18 protein-coding genes are annotated in these 17,865 nt (G+C 60.1%); 9 read left to right on the top strand and 9 right to left on the bottom strand.

Annotated elements, in window-relative coordinates; translation table 11 throughout:
* Positions 1 to 11: 11 nt before the first annotated feature.
* The 5 genes from galM to modE all read right to left on the bottom strand — a co-directional run bounded on the left by galM (position 12) and on the right by modE (position 5,964).
* Entirely contained in the window at positions 12 to 1,040 is a 1,029-nt protein-coding gene (galM, locus tag PGH32_RS02470) for a galactose-1-epimerase (protein ID WP_337893088.1), read from the bottom strand.
* Positions 1,034 to 2,182 (bottom strand): galactokinase, encoded by a 1,149-nt coding sequence (gene galK / locus PGH32_RS02475; RefSeq protein WP_337893089.1) that lies wholly within the window; start codon positions 2,180 to 2,182, stop codon positions 1,034 to 1,036. The genes galM and galK overlap by 7 nt, the downstream gene beginning before the upstream one ends.
* Positions 2,183 to 2,184: 2 nt before the next feature.
* Positions 2,185 to 3,231, bottom strand: a complete 1,047-nt coding sequence (galT, locus tag PGH32_RS02480; protein WP_337893090.1) for a galactose-1-phosphate uridylyltransferase — start codon at positions 3,229 to 3,231, stop codon at positions 2,185 to 2,187.
* Between the two features lie 412 nt (positions 3,232 to 3,643).
* Positions 3,644 to 5,110: a molybdate ABC transporter ATP-binding protein ModF gene (gene modF, locus PGH32_RS02485; RefSeq protein WP_337893091.1), complete on the bottom strand. Its 1,467-nt coding sequence runs from the start codon at positions 5,108 to 5,110 to the stop codon at positions 3,644 to 3,646.
* Between the two features lie 74 nt (positions 5,111 to 5,184).
* On the bottom strand, positions 5,185 to 5,964 hold the full coding sequence (gene modE, locus PGH32_RS02490) for a molybdenum-dependent transcriptional regulator (RefSeq protein WP_337893092.1): 780 nt from the start codon (positions 5,962 to 5,964) through the stop codon (positions 5,185 to 5,187).
* Between the two features lie 154 nt (positions 5,965 to 6,118).
* Between modE and PGH32_RS02495 the strand changes: the two genes are divergently transcribed.
* The 4 genes from PGH32_RS02495 to modC all read left to right on the top strand — a co-directional run bounded on the left by PGH32_RS02495 (position 6,119) and on the right by modC (position 8,963).
* Complete coding sequence (locus PGH32_RS02495) at positions 6,119 to 6,271, top strand: AcrZ family multidrug efflux pump-associated protein (RefSeq protein ID WP_314427321.1); 153 nt, start codon at positions 6,119 to 6,121, stop codon at positions 6,269 to 6,271.
* A 171-nt stretch (positions 6,272 to 6,442) separates the two neighbouring features.
* Positions 6,443 to 7,216, top strand: a complete 774-nt coding sequence (gene modA / locus PGH32_RS02500; RefSeq protein ID WP_314427323.1) for a molybdate ABC transporter substrate-binding protein — start codon at positions 6,443 to 6,445, stop codon at positions 7,214 to 7,216.
* Positions 7,216 to 7,905 carry a molybdate ABC transporter permease subunit gene (gene modB / locus PGH32_RS02505; RefSeq protein WP_337894252.1) on the top strand — a complete coding sequence of 230 codons (690 nt, stop codon included), beginning with the start codon at positions 7,216 to 7,218 and terminating at the stop codon, positions 7,903 to 7,905. Before modA ends, modB begins: the two co-directional genes overlap by 1 nt.
* Positions 7,905 to 8,963, top strand: a complete 1,059-nt coding sequence (gene modC, locus PGH32_RS02510; RefSeq protein WP_314427325.1) for a molybdenum ABC transporter ATP-binding protein ModC — start codon at positions 7,905 to 7,907, stop codon at positions 8,961 to 8,963. The genes modB and modC overlap by 1 nt, the downstream gene beginning before the upstream one ends.
* Here modC and PGH32_RS02515 read toward each other — a convergent pair whose 3' ends face one another.
* The gene (locus PGH32_RS02515) at positions 8,964 to 9,782 is read right to left on the bottom strand and encodes a pyridoxal phosphatase (protein ID WP_123332202.1); all 819 of its coding nucleotides are present in this window, start codon (positions 9,780 to 9,782) and stop codon (positions 8,964 to 8,966) included. It lies immediately after the preceding gene.
* Between the two features lie 113 nt (positions 9,783 to 9,895).
* Between PGH32_RS02515 and pgl the strand changes: the two genes are divergently transcribed.
* Positions 9,896 to 10,882: a 6-phosphogluconolactonase gene (pgl, locus tag PGH32_RS02520; RefSeq protein WP_337893093.1), complete on the top strand. Its 987-nt coding sequence runs from the start codon at positions 9,896 to 9,898 to the stop codon at positions 10,880 to 10,882.
* A 146-nt stretch (positions 10,883 to 11,028) separates the two neighbouring features.
* Here pgl and PGH32_RS02525 read toward each other — a convergent pair whose 3' ends face one another.
* The 3 genes from PGH32_RS02525 to bioA form a co-directional block, all read right to left on the bottom strand.
* Positions 11,029 to 11,505, bottom strand: a complete 477-nt coding sequence (locus tag PGH32_RS02525) for a kinase inhibitor (RefSeq protein ID WP_314427332.1) — start codon at positions 11,503 to 11,505, stop codon at positions 11,029 to 11,031.
* A gap of 233 nt (positions 11,506 to 11,738) precedes the next feature.
* Positions 11,739 to 12,785, bottom strand: a complete 1,047-nt coding sequence (locus PGH32_RS02530) for an NADP-dependent oxidoreductase (RefSeq protein ID WP_337893094.1) — start codon at positions 12,783 to 12,785, stop codon at positions 11,739 to 11,741.
* Between the two features lie 98 nt (positions 12,786 to 12,883).
* The gene (bioA, locus tag PGH32_RS02535; protein ID WP_337893095.1) at positions 12,884 to 14,176 is read right to left on the bottom strand and encodes an adenosylmethionine--8-amino-7-oxononanoate transaminase; all 1,293 of its coding nucleotides are present in this window, start codon (positions 14,174 to 14,176) and stop codon (positions 12,884 to 12,886) included.
* A gap of 88 nt (positions 14,177 to 14,264) precedes the next feature.
* Between bioA and bioB the strand changes: the two genes are divergently transcribed.
* From bioB to bioD, 4 genes are read left to right on the top strand one after another with little or no spacing between them, the layout of a single operon-like run.
* Positions 14,265 to 15,296 (top strand): biotin synthase BioB, encoded by a 1,032-nt coding sequence (gene bioB, locus PGH32_RS02540; protein ID WP_337893096.1) that lies wholly within the window; start codon positions 14,265 to 14,267, stop codon positions 15,294 to 15,296.
* Positions 15,296 to 16,447, top strand: coding sequence for an 8-amino-7-oxononanoate synthase (gene bioF / locus PGH32_RS02545; RefSeq protein WP_337893097.1), 1,152 nt, complete (start codon positions 15,296 to 15,298; stop codon positions 16,445 to 16,447). Before bioB ends, bioF begins: the two co-directional genes overlap by 1 nt.
* Entirely contained in the window at positions 16,431 to 17,189 is a 759-nt protein-coding gene (gene bioC / locus PGH32_RS02550; protein ID WP_337893098.1) for a malonyl-ACP O-methyltransferase BioC, read from the top strand. The genes bioF and bioC overlap by 17 nt, the downstream gene beginning before the upstream one ends.
* Positions 17,182 to 17,853, top strand: coding sequence for a dethiobiotin synthase (gene bioD / locus PGH32_RS02555; protein ID WP_337893099.1), 672 nt, complete (start codon positions 17,182 to 17,184; stop codon positions 17,851 to 17,853). Before bioC ends, bioD begins: the two co-directional genes overlap by 8 nt.
* Positions 17,854 to 17,865: the final 12 nt, after the last annotated feature.

Genomic DNA, 17,865 nt, shown 5'->3' on the forward strand with positions numbered 1-17,865 from the left:
CATGCGCTTTATCAAACTGCAATCAACTGGTAACGCGTGACCGACTGATACGATTCACCTGGCGCAAGCCAACAGTCCGGCTGCGGCCATTCAGGGTGATTAGGCGAGTCGGGCAGGAACTCACTCTCCAGCGCAATGCCCTGGAAAGCATTATAGACCCCCTGTTCGCGGGCCGGGGTGCCCTCAAGGTAATTCCCGCTGTAAAGCTGCAAAGCCGGCGCCGTAGTAAATACCTTAAGCTGGAGCTGACCGTCCGCAGACCACAGCTCGGCGGCCGGTTCCGGCGAGTCATTTAGCAGGTAAGCGTGGTCGTAGCCTTTCACCTTCTGCTGATCGGCATCTTTCAGGAAATCCTGCACGATGCTTTTCGGCTGACGGAAATCGAAACCGTTGCCTTCTACCGCTTTTAATGGGGCAGAAGGGATACCTTCACCGTCCACCGGCAGATAGTAATCGGCATTCAGCCGCAGGCGATGCTGGCGTGCATCCCCGTGTTCCGCATCCAGATTGAAATAGGCGTGATTGGTCAGATTTACCGGGCAGGGCTTATCCACCGTCGCCTGGTAGCTGATTGACAGCGTATTGTCATCGTCCAGATGATAGCGCAGTGAGACGATCAGCTCGCCGGGGAAACCCTGATCGCCGTCGGGCGAATCAAGGCGATATTCCACCTCGCTTTCACTCTGGCAGACGATCTGCCAGCGACGATGGCTGAAGCCTTCAGGACCGCCGTGCAGCTGATGACTGCCCTGATTGGCACTCAGTTCGATCGTCTCGCCGTTCAGCATCAGCCGCGAATGGGCGATACGGTTGGCATAGCGGCCCACCGTCGCGCCGAGGTAGGCAGACTGATGAAGGTAGTCGGAAGGCGTAGCGCAGCCCAGCAGCGCTTCGCGCACGCTGCCGTCGCGCATCGGAACGCGAGCGGAAAGCCACGTTGCGCCCCAGTCCATAAATGTGGCCACCATGCCGTTGCCGTTGCGCAGGGTGGTGATGCGCCACGGCTGTCCGTCCGGGGCGTGAGAATCGGGTTTTAGCATGGACCGGCTCCTTCTGATGCTTTGCAGACGTAAAACGTCTCTTTAATGCCGGACTGCGCCTCGTACTGCTCCGCCACGGCCGCCTTCACGCTCGCTACGCGATCCTGCGGCATCAGCGCCACCACGCAGCCGCCGAAGCCGCCGCCGGTCATACGCACGCCACCGCTCTCGCCCAGCGCGGCTTTAACAATATCGACCAGCTGATCGATTGCCGGCACGGTGATTTCAAAGTCATCGCGCATTGAGGCGTGAGATTCCGCCATCAGCACCGCCATGCGGGTCAGATCGCCGTTCGCCAGGGCATCGGCGGCTTCCAGCGTGCGGGCATTTTCCGTCAGCACGTGGCGGACGCGTTTTGCCACCAGCGGATCCAGCTCGTTCTGGCGAGCGGTGAACTGTGCCAGCGTCACGTCACGCAGGGAAGACTGGCCGAAGAACGCCGCTCCCTCTTCACACTGCTGGCGGCGGGTATTGTATTCGCTGCCGACCAGGCTGCGGCGGAAGTTAGAGTTGATAATCACCACGGCAATGTCTTCCGGCATCGGAACCGGGCGGGTGCCAAGCGTACGGCAGTCCAGCAGCATGGCGTGATCCTTCTCGCCCAGGGCTGAAATCAGCTGATCCATAATGCCGCAGTTACAGCCAACAAACTGGTTCTCCGCCTCCTGGCCGTTGACCGCAATGGCCGCGCCGTCCAGCGCCAGTCCGTAAAGGTGATTAAAAACGGTGCCCACCGCCACTTCCAGGGAGGCAGAAGAGCTTAAGCCCGCACCCTGCGGCACGTTGCCGCTAATCACCAGATCCGCGCCGCCGAAATCGGGCTGGCGCTGTTGTAAATGCTTCACCACGCCGCGCACGTAGTTGGCCCACATGTATTCCGGGTGGGAAACAATCGGCTGGTCCAGGGAGAAAATATCCTGCTGGCTGTCGTAATCGGCCGCAACAACCCGTACCTGACGGTCGTCGCGTTTCGCACAGCTGATTACCGTCTGATAATCAATCGCGCAGGGCAGCACGAAACCGTCGTTATAGTCGGTGTGCTCGCCAATCAGATTCACCCGGCCGGGCGCCTGGATCGTCTCGGTTGCCGCGTAGCCAAAAGCGTCGTTAAAAATCTGCTGGGTCGTGGTCTTTAAAGTCATGGTTATGCTCCGGTTTCACGGAAATGGATATCGCTGACGGCACGCAGACGTTCGGCTGCCTGTTCCGGCGTTAAATCACGTTGAGTTTCAGCCAGCATTTCGTAGCCGACCATAAATTTGCGCACCGTTGCTGAACGCAGCAGCGGGGGATAGAAGTGTGCGTGCAGCTGCCAGTGCTCGTTGTCGTCACCATTAAACGGCGCGCCGTGCCAGCCCATCGAATAGGGGAAGGAGCACTGGAACAGGTTGTCGTAGCGGCTGGTCAGTTTCTTCAGCGCCAGCGCCAGGTCGTCGCGCTGGGCGTCGCTGAGGTCGGTCAGGCGTTTCACGCTGGCTTTCGGCAGCAGCAGGGTTTCAAACGGCCATGCGGCCCACCACGGCACTACGGCCAGCCAGTGCTCGGTTTCTACTACCGTGCGGCTGCCGTCCTGCCGTTCGCGGGCGCAGTAATCAACCAGCATCGGCGAGCCGTTTTTGGCATACCAGGCGCGCTGCAGATCGTCCTCGCGTTTCGCTTCATTGGGCAGAAAGCTGTTAGCCCACACCTGTCCATGCGGATGCGGGTTGGAGCAGCCCATCGCCGCGCCTTTATTCTCAAAAACCTGCACCCAGGGATAGCTTTGACCCAGCTCGGCGGTTTGCTCCTGCCAGGTTTTCACTACCTGAACCAGACCGTCCAGCGTCAGTTCCGGCAGGGTTTTGCTGTGATCGGGGGAAAAACAGATCACCCGGCTGGTGCCGCGCGCGCTTTCACAGCGCATCAGCAGGTCATCGCTTTCCGGGGCATCCGGCGTATCGGTCATCAGCGCCGCAAAGTCGTTAGTAAAGACGTAGGTGCTGGTGTAATCGGGGTTTTTATCGCCGGTTACGCGGGTATTGCCCGGGCAGAGAAAACAGTCGGGATCGTGTGCAGGCAGCTTCTCCTGCGAGGGCGTTTCCTGCGCGCCCTGCCACGGTCTTTTAGCGCGATGCGGGGAAACCAGAATCCACTGGTCGGACAGCGGATTGTAACGACGATGTGGATGATCCACCGGATTGAATTTTTGCATGTTAAGTCCTGATAACCTTCTGTCTGCGTCAGATCTGATAAAAAAATAGCACAGTCGGAGTGCAGAAAGCGTGATCGAAATGGAAAAAATGGAATCGTTTACACAAACTTTAAAAACGTTAAGGTCGCTGAGGGTAAAGGGTGGTTGAGTTTTTGACAGCTTTCGGTAGTAAAAAAGTGGTAGCGATTACACTACGTGGTTTTAAACGCCATGCGGGTATCCGCAGACCGGCACAGAACGGTCAAAGGGTGAATAAGCAGAACTACGATTGACCAGCAGTTCAGGGCTTTCCTGCTTAAACGGGGAGGAAGGGTGTCACCGGGTATTCAGGCAATGGCGCTGGGATGAGTTGGACTGAAGGCGCGAGGGGCAGGCGGGGCGGATCCACCAATGAACCCGCCCCACACAGGAACTACAGCGTTTCCTGCAGATAGCGATAGCCGTCGCCGTCAGCAATAAAGCTCAGGCGATGGGTAATGCACCGCGGGGCGTCTTCAGCATGATGAGAGACGAACAGCAGCTGAGTGCGGCCTTCGCCAATCAGCACATCAACAAAGCGGCGCACCAGCAGGCGGTTAATCGGATCCAGCCCCTGCAGCGGCTCATCGAGGATCAGCAGCGCCGGGTGTTTGACCAGCGCACGGGCAATCAGCACCAGCCGCTGCTGTCCCCAGGAGAGATCGTGGAACGGCGTATCGCCCTGATGTTCCATCCCCAGCAGGCGCAGCCACTGTTTCGCCAGCGCCTGCTGACGATCGGAGACCGCCTGGTAAATGCCAATCGAGTCAAAATAGCCGGAGATAATCACATTGCGTACGCTGCTGCTGACCCGGTAATCGAGGTGCAGGCTGCTGCTGACATAGCCGATATGCTGCTTGATATCCCAGATGGTTTCCCCGCTGCCCCGGCGGCGGCCAAACAGCGTCAAATCGTTGCTGTAGCCCTGCGGATGATCGCCGGTGATCAGGCTGAGCAGCGTCGATTTACCGGCGCCGTTCGGGCCAACGATCTGCCAGTGCTGATGGCGATCGACCTGCCAGTCGAGATGATTCAGGATAGGGCGATCGTCATAGGAGACTACGCCATCGCGCAGTACGATCAGCGGCGCATCGGCGGCCAGCTGCGGAATAGCCTCCGCGTCGTCGGCTTCCGGCAGCGTCATGCCGTCCAGCTTTTCACTGTGTGCCAGCTGGGCGACCAGCGCCTCGGCAAGGATCGCTTCGCGCGGGCCGGTATGGCTGAGATGGCACTCAGCCAGCACGCCCACCTGCTGAATGAAGTCGGGAATATCATCAAAACGATTTAAGACCAGCACCAGGGTGAAATCAGGCCGCTGCAGTTCCCCCAGTACGCTGGCGAGATTGGTGCGGGAGGCCACATCCAACCCGTCGAAGGGTTCGTCAAGGATCAGCAGATCGGGTTGCGCCATCAGCGCCTGGCACAGCAGGGTTTTACGGGTTTCACCGGTAGAAAGGTATTTAAAGCGGCGATCGAGCAGGTAGGTTATGCCAAACTTCTCCGCCAGCTGCTGGCAGCGCGCCGGGTCGCGCACTTCATCCTGAATAATTTCAGCGGCCGTGCGTCCGGTATCTTCTTCGCCGGGGCTGAGCAGGTCGGTGTTATTACGCTGCCATTCGTCGGCAACCAGCTTCTGCAGCTGCTCCAGCGACAGGCGCACGGGGTGCCTGAATTCGCTAATCGCCTGGCCTTTTGAGGGCTGCAGCTCACCGGAAAGGGCGCGGGCCAGCGACGACTTACCGCTGCCGTTGGCCCCGACGAACGCCCAGCTTTCACCGGCGCGCAGAATCAGATCGTTCAGGTTCAGAGTTCGGGTATCGCTCAGGCGAAATATGCCTTGCGTAATTTGCAACATTGACATTATTCATTCCATTTTATGCATCGCACGGTTATTAGGGGCTTCCCGCCGCACAATGTCAAATCCCGCCCGTTGATTCAGAGCAGCGTCGCGATGATGACCCGATCGGCATTAAAATATGCTGTCACGGCCGAGCCCGGCTGCAGTTTTTGCTGGGCGATAAGCTGATTTTCGACGGTGGCACACAGCGTTTCGCCGCTGCCGAGCGTGACCAGCACTTCGCTGCGGGTTTCACCCTGCTCGATCTGGCTGACGTGGCCCGCCAGCTGATTATCCGCACTGACCTCCTGCTGGGTAATGCCCACCCAGGGCGCTTTAATCAATACCAGCACCTCTTTGCCTGCGCTCAACTGCAGGCGATTGGCGCTTTGCTCCGTGAGCGCAACCCGAATCTGCGTTATACCGTCGGCCAGCTGCACCGTGACATGCTGCTGAACCGGCAAATTATCGCGGCTGACGACGGTGCCATACAGCTGATTACGCGCGCTGGTTTGCAGCGAGAAACGGGCGATTGCGCCCAGCAGGCTGCCTAACGGCGCATCGTCCTGGAGCACATCAAACGCCTTCTGCTGGATCTGCTCCAGCAGCACATACAGCTGGATGAGGCGTTCGCCATAGGGCGTAACGATAGCGCCACCCCCGCCTTTACCGCCGGTGGCACGCTCGACCAGCGTCCTGTCGGCCAGCTGATTCATCTCATTAATCGCATCCCAGGCGCTTTTGTAGCTGATCCCCGCCAGCTTTGCACCCTGGCTTATCGAGCCGCTCTCTTTCACCTGGCGCAGCAGTTCAATGCGACGCGGATCGGCAAACAGCCGCTGCTGTAATTTTAAAATCAGGGCAATTTCGGCCTGCATTGCGCTCTCCCGTGTTCATCATGTTATGGGCGGATTGTAGCAGCAGGGGCAGCGGATGCGTGGGGAATAAATTCAGCACGAAGGCACAAAAGGTCAGTGCAATCCTGTGCACTGCCGTTACAATGGTTTTTTTATTCAGCGAAATGAGGCTTCCATGCTGGAATTACTGAAAGGCCTGGCCGTTGCGATTCTGATGGTCCCCGTGGTGATGGCGATTATACTTGGCCTGATTTACGGATTGGGTGAAGTCTTCAACATTATTTCTAAAATTGGGCATCGTGACCGCCCGGTTAAAGACCACCAGTAACTGATTGTCCCCCTCACGCCCGGCCCGCACCGGGCGTTAGTTTTACCCCTGTTCACTTTCCTGAAATTGACCTCTGATAATGTTCGCCCTCTGTTCGGCAATATTTCTGTGACGTTCGGTGTCTCTGTCGTTATATTACTCGATACATAACGAACCTCTCTGGAGAAGTGCATGTCTGTAAAAATGAACACCTGGCTGACCGCGGCGGTCGTCACCCTGAGCATCAGTGGCCACGCGGTTGCAGCGGATAACATTACCGTTTTCGCTGCGGCGTCGCTGACCAACGCCCTGCAGGATATCGCCAGCCAGTATGAGAAGGGGAAAGACGTGAAAATCGTTTCCTCGTTTGCTTCCTCTTCAACGCTGGCTCGCCAGATTGAGCAGGGCGCACCGGCCGATCTGTTTATCTCTGCCGATCAGCAGTGGATGGACTATGCCGCTGAGAAGAAAACCATCGATGAATCCAGCCGTTTTACACTGCTGGGTAACGATCTGGTGCTGGTGGCTCCGGCCTCTGCCAACGCGCAGAAGGTGGATATCAGCAAAACCACCGACTGGAAAAGCCTGCTGAACGGCCAGCGCCTGGCGGTGGGCGATCCGGACCACGTACCGGCCGGTATTTATGCCAAAGAAGCGCTGGAGAAACTGGGTGCCTGGGATCAGCTGTCCCCGGTGATGGCCCGCAGTAACAGCGTGCGTGCTGCTCTGGCGCTGGTCGAGCGGGATGAAACCCCGTACGGCATCGTCTACGGTTCGGATGCGGTTGCCAGTAAGAAAGTCGTCGTGGTCGGCACCTTCCCCGAAGACAGCCACAAGCCGGTTGAATATCCGGTCGCCATCGTGAAAGATCACAAAAATGCCAACGTCAGCGCCTTCTACGACTACCTGAAAGGACCGCAGGCGGCGGCGATTTTCAAACAGTATGGATTCGCGCCTAAGTCATGATGTTCCTCAGCGATCCCGAATGGCAGGCGGTGGCGCTCAGCCTGAAAGTTTCGGTGGTGGCGGTAGTCTGTAGCCTGCCGTTCGGTATCCTGATGGCGTGGCTACTGGTGCGCCGTCAGTTTCCTGGTAAAACGCTGCTCGACAGCGTTATCCATCTGCCGCTGGTGCTGCCGCCGGTGGTGGTGGGCTATTTGCTGCTGCTGGGCTTCGGGCGGCGCGGGGTGATTGGTGAATACCTCTACGACTGGTTTGGCTTCAGCTTTGCCTTCAGCTGGCGCGGTGCGGCGCTGGCCTCGGCGGTCATCGCTTTCCCGCTGATGGTGCGCGCTATCCGCCTGGCGCTGGAAGCGGTCGACACGCGTCTGGAGCAGGCCGCACGCACGCTGGGGGCCGGGCGCTGGCGGGTGTTTCTGACCATCACGCTGCCGCTGACCCTGCCGGGCATTATTGTCGGCACGGTGCTGGCATTTGCCCGCTCGCTGGGCGAATTTGGTGCCACCATCACCTTTGTTTCCAATATCCCGGGTGAAACGCGCACGCTGCCGTCGGCGATGTACACGCTGATTGAAACACCGGGTGCAGAGGGTGCCGCCGCGCGCCTGTGCGTTATCGCCATCGTGCTGGCGTTGCTTTCTCTGCTACTTTCCGAATGGCTGACCCGCTGGGGTCGTAAGCGTTTAGGTCTTTAATGTTAGAACTTGATTTCAGCCAGCAGCTGGGCGACTGCCTGCTCAGGGTACAGACCAGCCTGCCGGGGCGCGGTATTACCGCGGTGTTTGGCGTCTCCGGCGCGGGGAAAACCTCGCTGATTAACGCCATCGGCGGGCTGACCGTACCACAGCAGGGGCGCATCGTGCTGAACGGCCGGGTGCTGAGCGATACCGCAAAAGGTCTGTGGCTGCCGCCGGAGAAACGCCGCGTGGGCTATGTTTTTCAGGACGCGCGTCTGTTCCCGCACTACCGGGTGCGCGGCAATCTGGAATACGGCATGGCGAAAAGCATGCGCCCGCAGTTCGACAGTCTGGTTCAGCTGCTGGGTATTGAGCCGCTGCTGTCCCGCTTCCCGTGGTCGCTCTCCGGCGGTGAAAAACAGCGCGTGGCTATTGGGCGCGCATTGCTGACCGCGCCGGAAATCATGCTGATGGATGAGCCGCTGGCTTCTCTCGATCTGCCGCGCAAGCGCGAGCTTCTCCCCTATCTGCAAAAGCTGGCGAAGGAAGTCGATATCCCGATTCTGTACGTCAGCCACAGCCTGGATGAGCTGCTGCACCTGGCCGAAAACGTGCTGGTGCTGGATAAAGGGTCGGTCATCGCGAACGGCCCGCTGGAGGCCGTCTGGGCGAGCAGCGCGATGCGGCCCTGGCTGCCGCGCGCCGAGCAGAGCAGCGTACTGCGCGTGCACGTGCTGGAGCAGCATCCCCGCTATGAGATGACCGCGCTGTCGCTGGGCGAGGAACGTATCTGGGTCAGCCGCATTGCTGCGCCGTTGCATAGCCCGATGCGCATCCGCATTAACGCGGCGGACGTGTCGCTGGTGCTGGCACCGCCGGTGGGCAGCAGCATCCGCAACGTTATTCCGGCACAGGTGGTGGAACTGTTGGAGATAGATAATCAGGTTGAGGTGAAGCTGCAGGTCGGGGACAGCGAGCTTTGGGCGCGAATCACGCCCTGGGCCCGCGATGAACTGAATATTAAACCGGATATGTCGCTTTACGCGCAGATCAAAAGCGTGTCGATCACGCCCTGATTACAGAATTTCGCGGTAAATGGTTTCGGCAATCCCTGGTTCGAGGTTGGTGCCGATAACGCGTCCGGCGCGGGCTTTAATGGCCTCGTCGGCGTTGCCCATTGCCACGCCCAGGCCCACCGTTTCCAGCATGCTCAGATCGTTGTAGTTGTCGCCAAAGGCCAGCACGTCACTCATCTGGTAACCCTCTGCGGCCACCCATTCGGCCAGGCGTTTGCCTTTGCTGTTACCGGCTTTGGCAATATCAACCTGATCGTGCCACGACCACTCGCAGGCCAGGCCGAGTTCATCCTCAACCTTCTGCGCGAAGCGCTGCAGTTCTGCCGTGTCCTGGTGAGAAACGGCAAATTTCCAGATCGACTGCGCGCTCTGCGCCGCACCGGCCAGGCTGTCGACATGCAGGAAGGTCGGGCGCTGTGATTCCGGCAGCGTCAGCCCCCAGTTAATTGTGCGGGTAACATGGCCGGTTTCGGCCTGATACAGCATGGCGTCATCCACATACAGCAGTCCGTGGATCGCGGCGGCGTCGAGCATTTCAATCACGCGCTGCGCCTGATCTTTCGGCAGCGGATCGGAATGTAAGACTTTTTTCGCCTGGTAATCATACAAATAGGTGCCGTTGCAGCAGATTGCAGGTGTATCCAGCGCCAGTGCCTGATAAAAAGGATGGATAGCGACATGATGGCGACCGGTAACGATCAACACTTTTACCCCGGCCTGGCGCGCTTTAGCCAGCGCTTCCAGCGACTCGGGGAGAATGGTTTTATTCGGCGTTAAAAGCGTGCCGTCCAGATCAAGGGCGATGATGCGATAGCTCATATGCGTTTCCGTGACTAAATGTGAGTAAAAGAGTGTACACCCTGTGACGCCGGCCACAAAACCGACGCGCGCAATCAACGATTACGACCCCGAAGACTTAACAAGGAGCATTCATGAAACACGTTGTTTATACCGCCAGTCCTGAGAGCCAGCAGATCCACGTCTGGCAGCTGAATGAGGATGGCGCGCTGACGCTGTTGCAGGTTGTCGATGCGCCGGGCCAGGTTCAGCCGATGGTGGTCAGCCCGGACAAAACGTTCCTGTACGTGGGCGCACGTCCGGACTTCCGCGTGCTGGCGTATAAAATCGACAGTGAAGGCAAACTGAAAGAAACGGGGCACGCATCGCTGCCGGGCAGCCCGACCCATATTTCCACCGACCGCGAAGGGCGCTTTATCTTTGTCGGTTCCTATAACGATGCCTGCGTCAGCGTCAGCCCGATCGGCGATAACGGCCTGCCTGGCGAACCTGCTCAGGTTATTAAGGGCCTGGACGGCTGCCACTCGGCGAATATCGACCTCGGTAACCAGTCGCTGTTTGTCCCGGCCCTGAAGCAGGACCGTATCGCGCTGTTTGAGCTGGCGCAGAACGGTGAACTGACCCCGCGTGCGCAGGCCGAGGTGAAGACTACCGCCGGTGCCGGTCCGCGCCATATGGTGTTCCATCCGAACCAGAAGTTTGCCTACTGCGTAAACGAACTGGACAGCAGCGTGGACGTCTGGGCTCTGGGTGACAAAGTTGAGAAAGTGCAAAGCCTGGATATGATGCCGGAAGGCTTCAGCGACACGCGCTGGGCGGCGGATATTCACATCACCCCGGATGGCCGCTTCCTCTACGGCTGCGACCGCACCGCCAGCATTATCACCGTATTCAGCATCAGTGATGATGGGGCCACGCTGACCATTGAAGGCTACCAGCCAACCGAAACCCAGCCGCGCGGATTTAACATCGACAGCAGCGGGCAGTATCTGATTGCGGCTGGGCAGAAATCGCACCATATCGCAGTGTACAAAATCGCGGGCGATAACGGTCTGTTACAGGAGCTGGCGCGCTATGCGGTAGGCCAGGGACCAATGTGGGTTACCATTAGCGCACTCTGACAGTCCGCTGACAGGGAATAAAAAAGGCAATCCGGGGATTGCCTTTTTTTTGCGCGACGATCGCCAGATTTTAGCCATGACCGCGCAGCGTCGGGATATTGCTATCGCGCAGCATCAAACCCTGCGCGATAGCCCGTAAGCCCAAATCAGGCGTAAATGGCGGTAATTGCCGCGCTGCCCAGCGTGTGGAAATGCACGTTAAAGCCAACCATTGCCGCGCTGGCGTTTTCGTCCACCTCCAGCTTTTCCACGTCCAGTGCGTGAACGGTGAAAATATAGCGGTGGTGTTCACCTTTTGGCGGTGCCGCGCCGCCGTAGCCGGCGGTGCCGAAGTCGGTGCGGGTTTCCAGCGAACCGGCCGGCAGTGCGGCGACGCCAGAGCCCGCGCCTTCCGGCAGTTCACGGGTATCCGCGGGCAGGTTTGCCACCACCCAGTGCCACCAGCCGGAGCCGGTTGGCGCATCGGGATCGTAGCAGGTCACCACAAAGCTTTTCGTTCCGGTCGGAACGTCATCCCACGCCAGATGCGGCGACAGATTTTCACCCTGATAACCCATGGCATTCAGCACCTGGCGCTCCGGCAGCTTGTCGCCATCGTTAAAACTCTTGCTAAACAGTTTCATTCCTTCTCCCGTCAGTGAGGATGTCAGCCATTTTCAGCCGCTCTGCGGCGGCAACGTTTATTCCGGCTGCCTCGGCAGCCAACGCCGAAAAGGTATCACATGCCGCCGCGTTCATCAGTGAAGTATTCGTGGCTCACGGCTTCATCTTTATGAGTGATGAAGCCGCATTGCCTCGATATCTGTACCTGGGCTCCTTTGCTGCATTGCTCACGGGGATGAAGATCTTTGCCGAATTACGCTGGCCTATCGCCCGCCACCCGCACCACCACCTTGCCGAAGTTTTTCCCCTCCAGCAGTCCAATCAGCGTTTCCGGCGCGTTATCCAGACCGTCGACAATATCCTCGCGGAACGTCAGGCGATCTTCCGCCACCCACTGGCTCATCTGACGGAAGAATTCGTCGAAGCGGTGGCCGTAATCCTGATTGATAATAAAGCCCTGCACGCGCAGACGCTTACGCAGGATAGCGCTTTGCAGCAGCGGCAGGCGGTCAGGACCGGCGGGCAGATCGGTGCTGTTGTAATCAGCAATCAGACCGCAGACGGGGATGCGTCCTTTGGTATTCATCAGCGGCAGGACGGCGTTAAACACTTTGCCTCCCACGCTTTCAAAATAGACGTCGATCCCTTCCGCGCAGTGGCGGCTGAGCTGCTGCGCCAGGTTGTCGTCGCGATGGTCCAGGCAGCGGTCGAAGCCCAGCACCTGTTCGGCATAGCGGCATTTTTCTGCACCGCCGGCAATGCCCACCACGTGGCAGCCTTTCAGTTTGGCAATCTGGCCCACCAGCGAGCCGACCGCGCCGGTCGCTGCGGCCACCACCACGGTTTCACCGGGCTGCGGGTTGCCGATATCCAGCAGCCCCATGTAGGCGGTAAAGCCGGGCATACCCAGAATCCCCAGCGCGTGGGAAGGGTGCTTCAGTACCGGGCCGCTCAGCTTAAACAGATCCCGGCCATCGGACAGGGAAAAATCCTGCCAGCCGCTGTTGCTGACTACCCAGTCGCCGACGGCGTAGTCGGCATGTTCAGACTGCTCGACAACTGAGACGGTGCCGCCGCACATCACTTCGCCCAGCCCGACGGGCGCCACGTAGGACGGTGCATCGCTCATCCGCCCGCGCATGTACGGGTCGAGTGAAAGCCACACGGTGCGCAGCAGCACCTGGCCGGATTGGGGGACAGGGACGTGCTGGGCTTCCAGACGGAAGTTGTTTTCCGTCGGTGCGCCGTGCGGGCGCGAAGCCAGCAGGACGCGACGATTGGTTTGCTTATCTTGTGGCATAAAAGAACCTCCGCTTTCTCGTGCCCGGCTTCAGTGCCGCACACACAATGCTAAAAGCGTAGTGCATACGGCCTGCGGCTGCCTCGCGCTGCGTGCCCTCAGGCTGTTTTAAACAGCTGCGGATCGTCCACGGCCGCGGCCACAGCAGCGGTCAGCTTTGCCAGCTCGGCGCCGGAAATAATATAGGGCGGCATCAGATAAATCAGTCGACCGAAAGGACGGATCCACACGCCGTGCTCCACGAAGAAGCGCTGAATGGCGGCCACGTTTACCGGCCGACGGGTTTCCACTACGCCAATCGCGCCCAGCACCCGCACGTCGGCCACTTCGGTGGACGCTTTTAACGGCATCAGTCCCGCACGCAGCCGCGCTTCAATCGCCGCTACCTGTTCGGGCCAGTGGTTTTCTTCCAGTATCGCCAGCGACTCGGCCGCAACCGCACAGGCCAGCGGGTTAGCCATAAACGTCGGGCCGTGCATAAAGCAGCCTGCCGCGCCGTTACTGATGGTGTCCGCCACCTGCCGGGTGGTCAGCGTGGCGGAAAGCGTCATGGTGCCGCCGGTCAGGGCTTTGCCCACGCAGAGGATATCCGGGGCGATCCCCGCGTGCTCACAGGCGAACAGCCTGCCGGTGCGGCCAAAGCCGGTGGCTATCTCATCGGCGATCAGCAGCAGCTGATAGCGGTCGCAAAGCTCACGGACCCGCTGCAGGTAGCGTGGATGATAAAAACGCATCCCGCCCGCGCCCTGCACAATCGGTTCGAGGATCACCGCGCTGAGCTGGCGATGGTGGGTGACGATCAGCGCCTCCAGCGCGTCGGCATCGTCCTCCCGCCACGAATCGTTAAACCGGCACGTCGGTGCGGGGGCAAACAGATGCTCGGGCAGATAGCCCTGATACAGGCTGTGCATCGAGTTCTGCGGATCGCACACCGACATCGCCGCAAAGGTATCGCCGTGGTAGCCGTTACGCAGGGTCAGAAAGCGCTGGCGCTTTTCGCCGCGCGCCTGCCAGAACTGCAGCGCCATCTTCATTGCCACCTCAACCGCTACCGAACCGGAATCGGCCAGGAACACGCATTCCAGCGGCGCGGGCGTCATGGCGACCAGCCGGCGGCACAGCGCCACCGCCGACGGATGAGTGATGCCGCCAAACATCACGTGCGACATCTGCGTCATCTGCTTCTGCAGCGCCTGATTCAGGCGCGGATGGTTATAGCCGTGAACCGCCGCCCACCACGACGACATGCCGTCAACCAGCTCGTGGCCATCGGCCAGCTGTAACCGACATTCCTGCGCGGCGACCACCGGATAGCAGGGCAGCGGATCGCACATTGAGGTGTAGGGATGCCAGATATGGTCACGGTCAAAAGCAAGATCGGCTGGATTCATAAATCACTTGTAAACCAAAAATAAAAAATTTAGTTTACAAGTATAACCAGGCCGTGAAGACAAATGACAGACTTTTTTGGAGCAAGCAATGGCAAAACGTTGGACCCTTTCACAGACGCAGGCGCTGTTTGATAAGCCGTTTCTCGAACTGATGTTTGAAGCGCAGCAGATACACCGCCAGCATTTTGACCCGCGCCAGGTCCAGGTCAGCACGCTGCTGTCGATCAAAACCGGTGCCTGCCCGGAGGACTGCAAGTACTGTCCGCAAAGCGCGCGTTATAAAACCGGGCTGGAATCGGAGCGGCTGATGGAAGTGGAGGAGGTGCTGAACTCCGCCCGCAAGGCGAAAGCCGCCGGATCCGGCCGCTTCTGCATGGGTGCGGCGTGGAAAAATCCGCACGAACGCGATATGCCCTATCTGGAGCAGATGGTGCAGGGGGTGAAGGCGATGGGGCTGGAAACCTGTATGACCCTCGGGACGCTGAGCGCGCCGCAGGCGCAGCGGCTGGCCTCCGCCGGGCTGGATTTCTACAATCACAACCTCGACACCTCGCCGGAGTTTTACGGCAGCATCATCACCACCCGCAGCTATCAGGAACGCCTGGATACCCTTGGAAAAGTGCGCGATGCCGGGATTAAGGTCTGCTCCGGCGGCATCGTTGGCCTGGGCGAAACGGTCAGCGACCGGGCCGGTCTGCTGGTGCAGCTGGCGAATCTGCCGACGCCGCCGGAAAGCGTGCCGATTAATATGCTGGTGAAAGTGAAGGGCACGCCGCTGGCGGATAACGAGGACGTTGATCCGTTTGATTTTATCCGCACCATTGCCGTAGCAAGGATTATGATGCCGCGATCCCACGTGCGGCTCTCCGCCGGGCGTGAGCAGATGAGCGAGCAGACCCAGGCGATGTGCTTTATGGCCGGCGCTAACTCGATTTTCTACGGCTGTAAGCTGCTGACCACGCCAAACCCGGAGGAGGACAAAGACCTGATCCTGTTCCGCAAGCTGGGCCTCAATCCGCAGCATACCGGCACCCACGCCGGAGATAACGAACAGCAGCAGGCGCTGGCAGCCCAGCTGATGACCGCCGACACCGAACAGTTTTACAACGCGGCACTGTAATGAGCTGGTCGCAACGTCATCAGCAGGCGCTGGAGCAGCGCCGCCAGAACGGCCAGTACCGCCAGCGCACGGTCTGTGAGCAGGCCGACGCCCGCAGCCTGTGCGCGGCGGGCACGGATTTCCTCAACTTCTCTGCCAACGACTACCTCGGGCTGAGCCATCACCCGCGCATCATTAACGCCTGGCAGCAGGGCGCGGTGAAGTACGGCGTCGGCGCGGGCGGATCGGGGCATATCACCGGTTTTCGCACGCCGCAGGCGGAGCTGGAGCCGCAGCTGGCCGACTGGCTGGGCTACCCGCGCGCACTGCTTTTTATCTCCGGGTTTGCCGCCAATCAGGCCGTGATAATGGCGCTGGCGGGCAAAGACGATCGCATTCTGGCCGACAGACTGAGCCACGCCTCCCTGCTGGAGGCGGCCAGCCACAGCCCGGCGGCGCTGCGGCGTTTTGCCCACAACCAGCCGGCGGCGCTGGCTACGCGGCTGGAAGGGCTATGCAGCGGTGAAACGCTGGTGGTGACGGAAGGGATTTTCAGTATGGACGGCGACAGCGCGCCGCTGGCGGCGCTGCACCGGCTGGCGCAGCAGCATAACGCCTGGCTGCTGGTGGATGATGCCCACGGCATCGGCGTCTGCGGGGAGCAGGGGCGCGGCAGCTGCTGGCAGCAGGGCGTTCGGCCAGAGCTGCAAATCATCACCTTTGGTAAAGCATTTGGCGTCAGCGGGGCGGCGCTGCTCTGCGACGACAGCACCGCCGAATTTATGCTGCAGTTTGCCCGCCATCTGATTTACAGCACCGCCATGCCGCCCGCGCAGGTCTGCGCGTTACAGGAGGCGCTCCGCTGTGTCCAGCAGGGCGACGACCTGCGCCAGCGCCTGCAGGAGAACATCGCCCGCTTTCGGGCCGGATGCACCGGTCTGCGGTGGGCGATGATGGATTCCGGCAGCGCGATTCAGCCGCTGCGGGTGGGGGAGGAAGGTGCCGCCGTGGATCTGGCTATGCGACTGCGGCTACAGGGGTGCTGGGTCAGTGCGATTCGTCCGCCAACCGTGCCGCCCGGTACGGCACGCCTGCGTATCACCCTGAGCGCGGCGCATTTGCCGGACGATATCGATCGCCTGCTGGAGGTGCTGCATGCAACAGGCGGTTGATAAACAGGCGGTTGCCGTGGCCTTTGGCCGCGCCGCGCCGGGCTATAACCAGCATGCCGAACTGCAGCGGCTGTGCGGGGAACGGCTGATGGCGCTGGCCCGTCACGGCCGCGGGATGCAGGTGCTGGATGCGGGCTGCGGCACGGGCTGGTTCAGCCAGCGCTGGCAGCAAAACGGCCACCGGGTTACCGCGCTGGATCTGTCAGAAGAGATGCTGCGCCAGGCGGAATTATCGGCGGTGGCGTCGGACTACCGGCTGGGGGATATCGAGGCGCTGCCGTTCGCGGACGCCAGCTTCGACCGTTGCTGGAGCAATCTGGCCGTGCAGTGGTGCAGCGATCTGCATCAGGGGCTGAGCGAGCTGCACCGGGTGACCCGCCCCGGGGGACAGGTGCTGTTTTCCACTCTTGAAGCCGGATCGCTGCACGAAATGGCCTCCGCATGGAAAACGCTGGGGGCCGGGGTTCCTCTCAATCCTCAGCTCACCGCCGGGGAGGTAGCTCAGGCCGGAACGGGTATGAATATGCAGCTGCACCGCCTGACGCTGACGCTGGCCTATCCCGATGCCCTGAGTGCGATACGTTCGCTGAAAGGGACCGGGGTGACCCATTTACATCGCGGTCGGGAAAGCACTTTTCTCAACCGGGAACGACGACAGCAGCTTGAGCAGGCGTGGAGCCGCGATGAGCGCGGCTACCTGCTGAGCTGGAAACTGATTTTAGGAGTGATTGAACGTGAGTAAACGCTGGTTTGTCACCGGAACCGATACGGAAATTGGTAAAACTATCGCCAGCTGTGCGCTGCTGCAGGCCGCCAGCGCGGCGGGTTTCCGCAGTGCGGGCTACAAACCGGTTGCGTCAGGCTGTGAAGCCACCGCCGAAGGGTTACGCAATGAGGATGCCCTGCTGCTTCAGCGGTTTTCCAGCGTCGCTTTACGCTACGAGATGGTCAATCCGCTGGCGTTTCTTGAGCCGACCTCGCCGCATATCGTCAGCGCGGAAGAGCAGCGCCCCATCGCCTTCAGCCAGCTTTCTGCCGGGCTGGAGTCGATAGCGCAGCGCGCTGACTGGGTGCTGACCGAGGGGGCCGGTGGCTGGTTTACGCCGCTGTCGGAGGAAAATACCTTTGCCGACTGGGTGGTGGAAGAGCAGCTGCCGGTGATTCTGGTGGTGGGGGTTAAGCTGGGCTGCATCAATCATGCTTTGTTGACCGCGCAGGCGGTTGAGGCCAGCGGACTGCCGCTGGTAGGCTGGATCGCCAACGGCATACAGCCCGCCGGTAAGCGCCACGCTGAATACATGACCACGCTGCGTCGGCTGCTGCCCTCGCCTTTACTGGGCGAGATCCCTCATCTGCCTGATGCAACGCAAAGGGCGCAGCTGGGACAGTATCTGTCGCTGCCCTAGCGGCAGATACCC

This window comes from Erwinia sp. SLM-02 (assembly GCF_037450285.1).
Classification (GTDB): Bacteria; Pseudomonadota; Gammaproteobacteria; order Enterobacterales; family Enterobacteriaceae; genus Erwinia.

Bases quoted from the DNA above. Each gene is read 5' to 3' on its own strand.
- galM (WP_337893088.1), bottom strand. From the start codon at position 1,040: ATGCTAAAACCCGATTCTCACGCCCCGGACGGACAGCCGTGGCGCATC.
- galK (WP_337893089.1), bottom strand. From the start codon at position 2,182: ATGACTTTAAAGACCACGACCCAGCAGATTTTTAACGACGCTTTTGGC.
- galT (WP_337893090.1), bottom strand. From the start codon at position 3,231: ATGCAAAAATTCAATCCGGTGGATCATCCACATCGTCGTTACAATCCG.
- modF (WP_337893091.1), bottom strand. From the start codon at position 5,110: ATGTCAATGTTGCAAATTACGCAAGGCATATTTCGCCTGAGCGATACC.
- modE (WP_337893092.1), bottom strand. From the start codon at position 5,964: ATGCAGGCCGAAATTGCCCTGATTTTAAAATTACAGCAGCGGCTGTTT.
- PGH32_RS02495 (WP_314427321.1), top strand. From the start codon at position 6,119: ATGCTGGAATTACTGAAAGGCCTGGCCGTTGCGATTCTGATGGTCCCC.
- modA (WP_314427323.1), top strand. From the start codon at position 6,443: ATGTCTGTAAAAATGAACACCTGGCTGACCGCGGCGGTCGTCACCCTG.
- modB (WP_337894252.1), top strand. From the start codon at position 7,216: ATGTTCCTCAGCGATCCCGAATGGCAGGCGGTGGCGCTCAGCCTGAAA.
- modC (WP_314427325.1), top strand. From the start codon at position 7,905: ATGTTAGAACTTGATTTCAGCCAGCAGCTGGGCGACTGCCTGCTCAGG.
- PGH32_RS02515 (WP_123332202.1), bottom strand. From the start codon at position 9,782: ATGAGCTATCGCATCATCGCCCTTGATCTGGACGGCACGCTTTTAACG.
- pgl (WP_337893093.1), top strand. From the start codon at position 9,896: ATGAAACACGTTGTTTATACCGCCAGTCCTGAGAGCCAGCAGATCCAC.
- PGH32_RS02525 (WP_314427332.1), bottom strand. From the start codon at position 11,505: ATGAAACTGTTTAGCAAGAGTTTTAACGATGGCGACAAGCTGCCGGAG.
- PGH32_RS02530 (WP_337893094.1), bottom strand. From the start codon at position 12,785: ATGCCACAAGATAAGCAAACCAATCGTCGCGTCCTGCTGGCTTCGCGC.
- bioA (WP_337893095.1), bottom strand. From the start codon at position 14,176: ATGAATCCAGCCGATCTTGCTTTTGACCGTGACCATATCTGGCATCCC.
- bioB (WP_337893096.1), top strand. From the start codon at position 14,265: ATGGCAAAACGTTGGACCCTTTCACAGACGCAGGCGCTGTTTGATAAG.
- bioF (WP_337893097.1), top strand. From the start codon at position 15,296: ATGAGCTGGTCGCAACGTCATCAGCAGGCGCTGGAGCAGCGCCGCCAG.
- bioC (WP_337893098.1), top strand. From the start codon at position 16,431: ATGCAACAGGCGGTTGATAAACAGGCGGTTGCCGTGGCCTTTGGCCGC.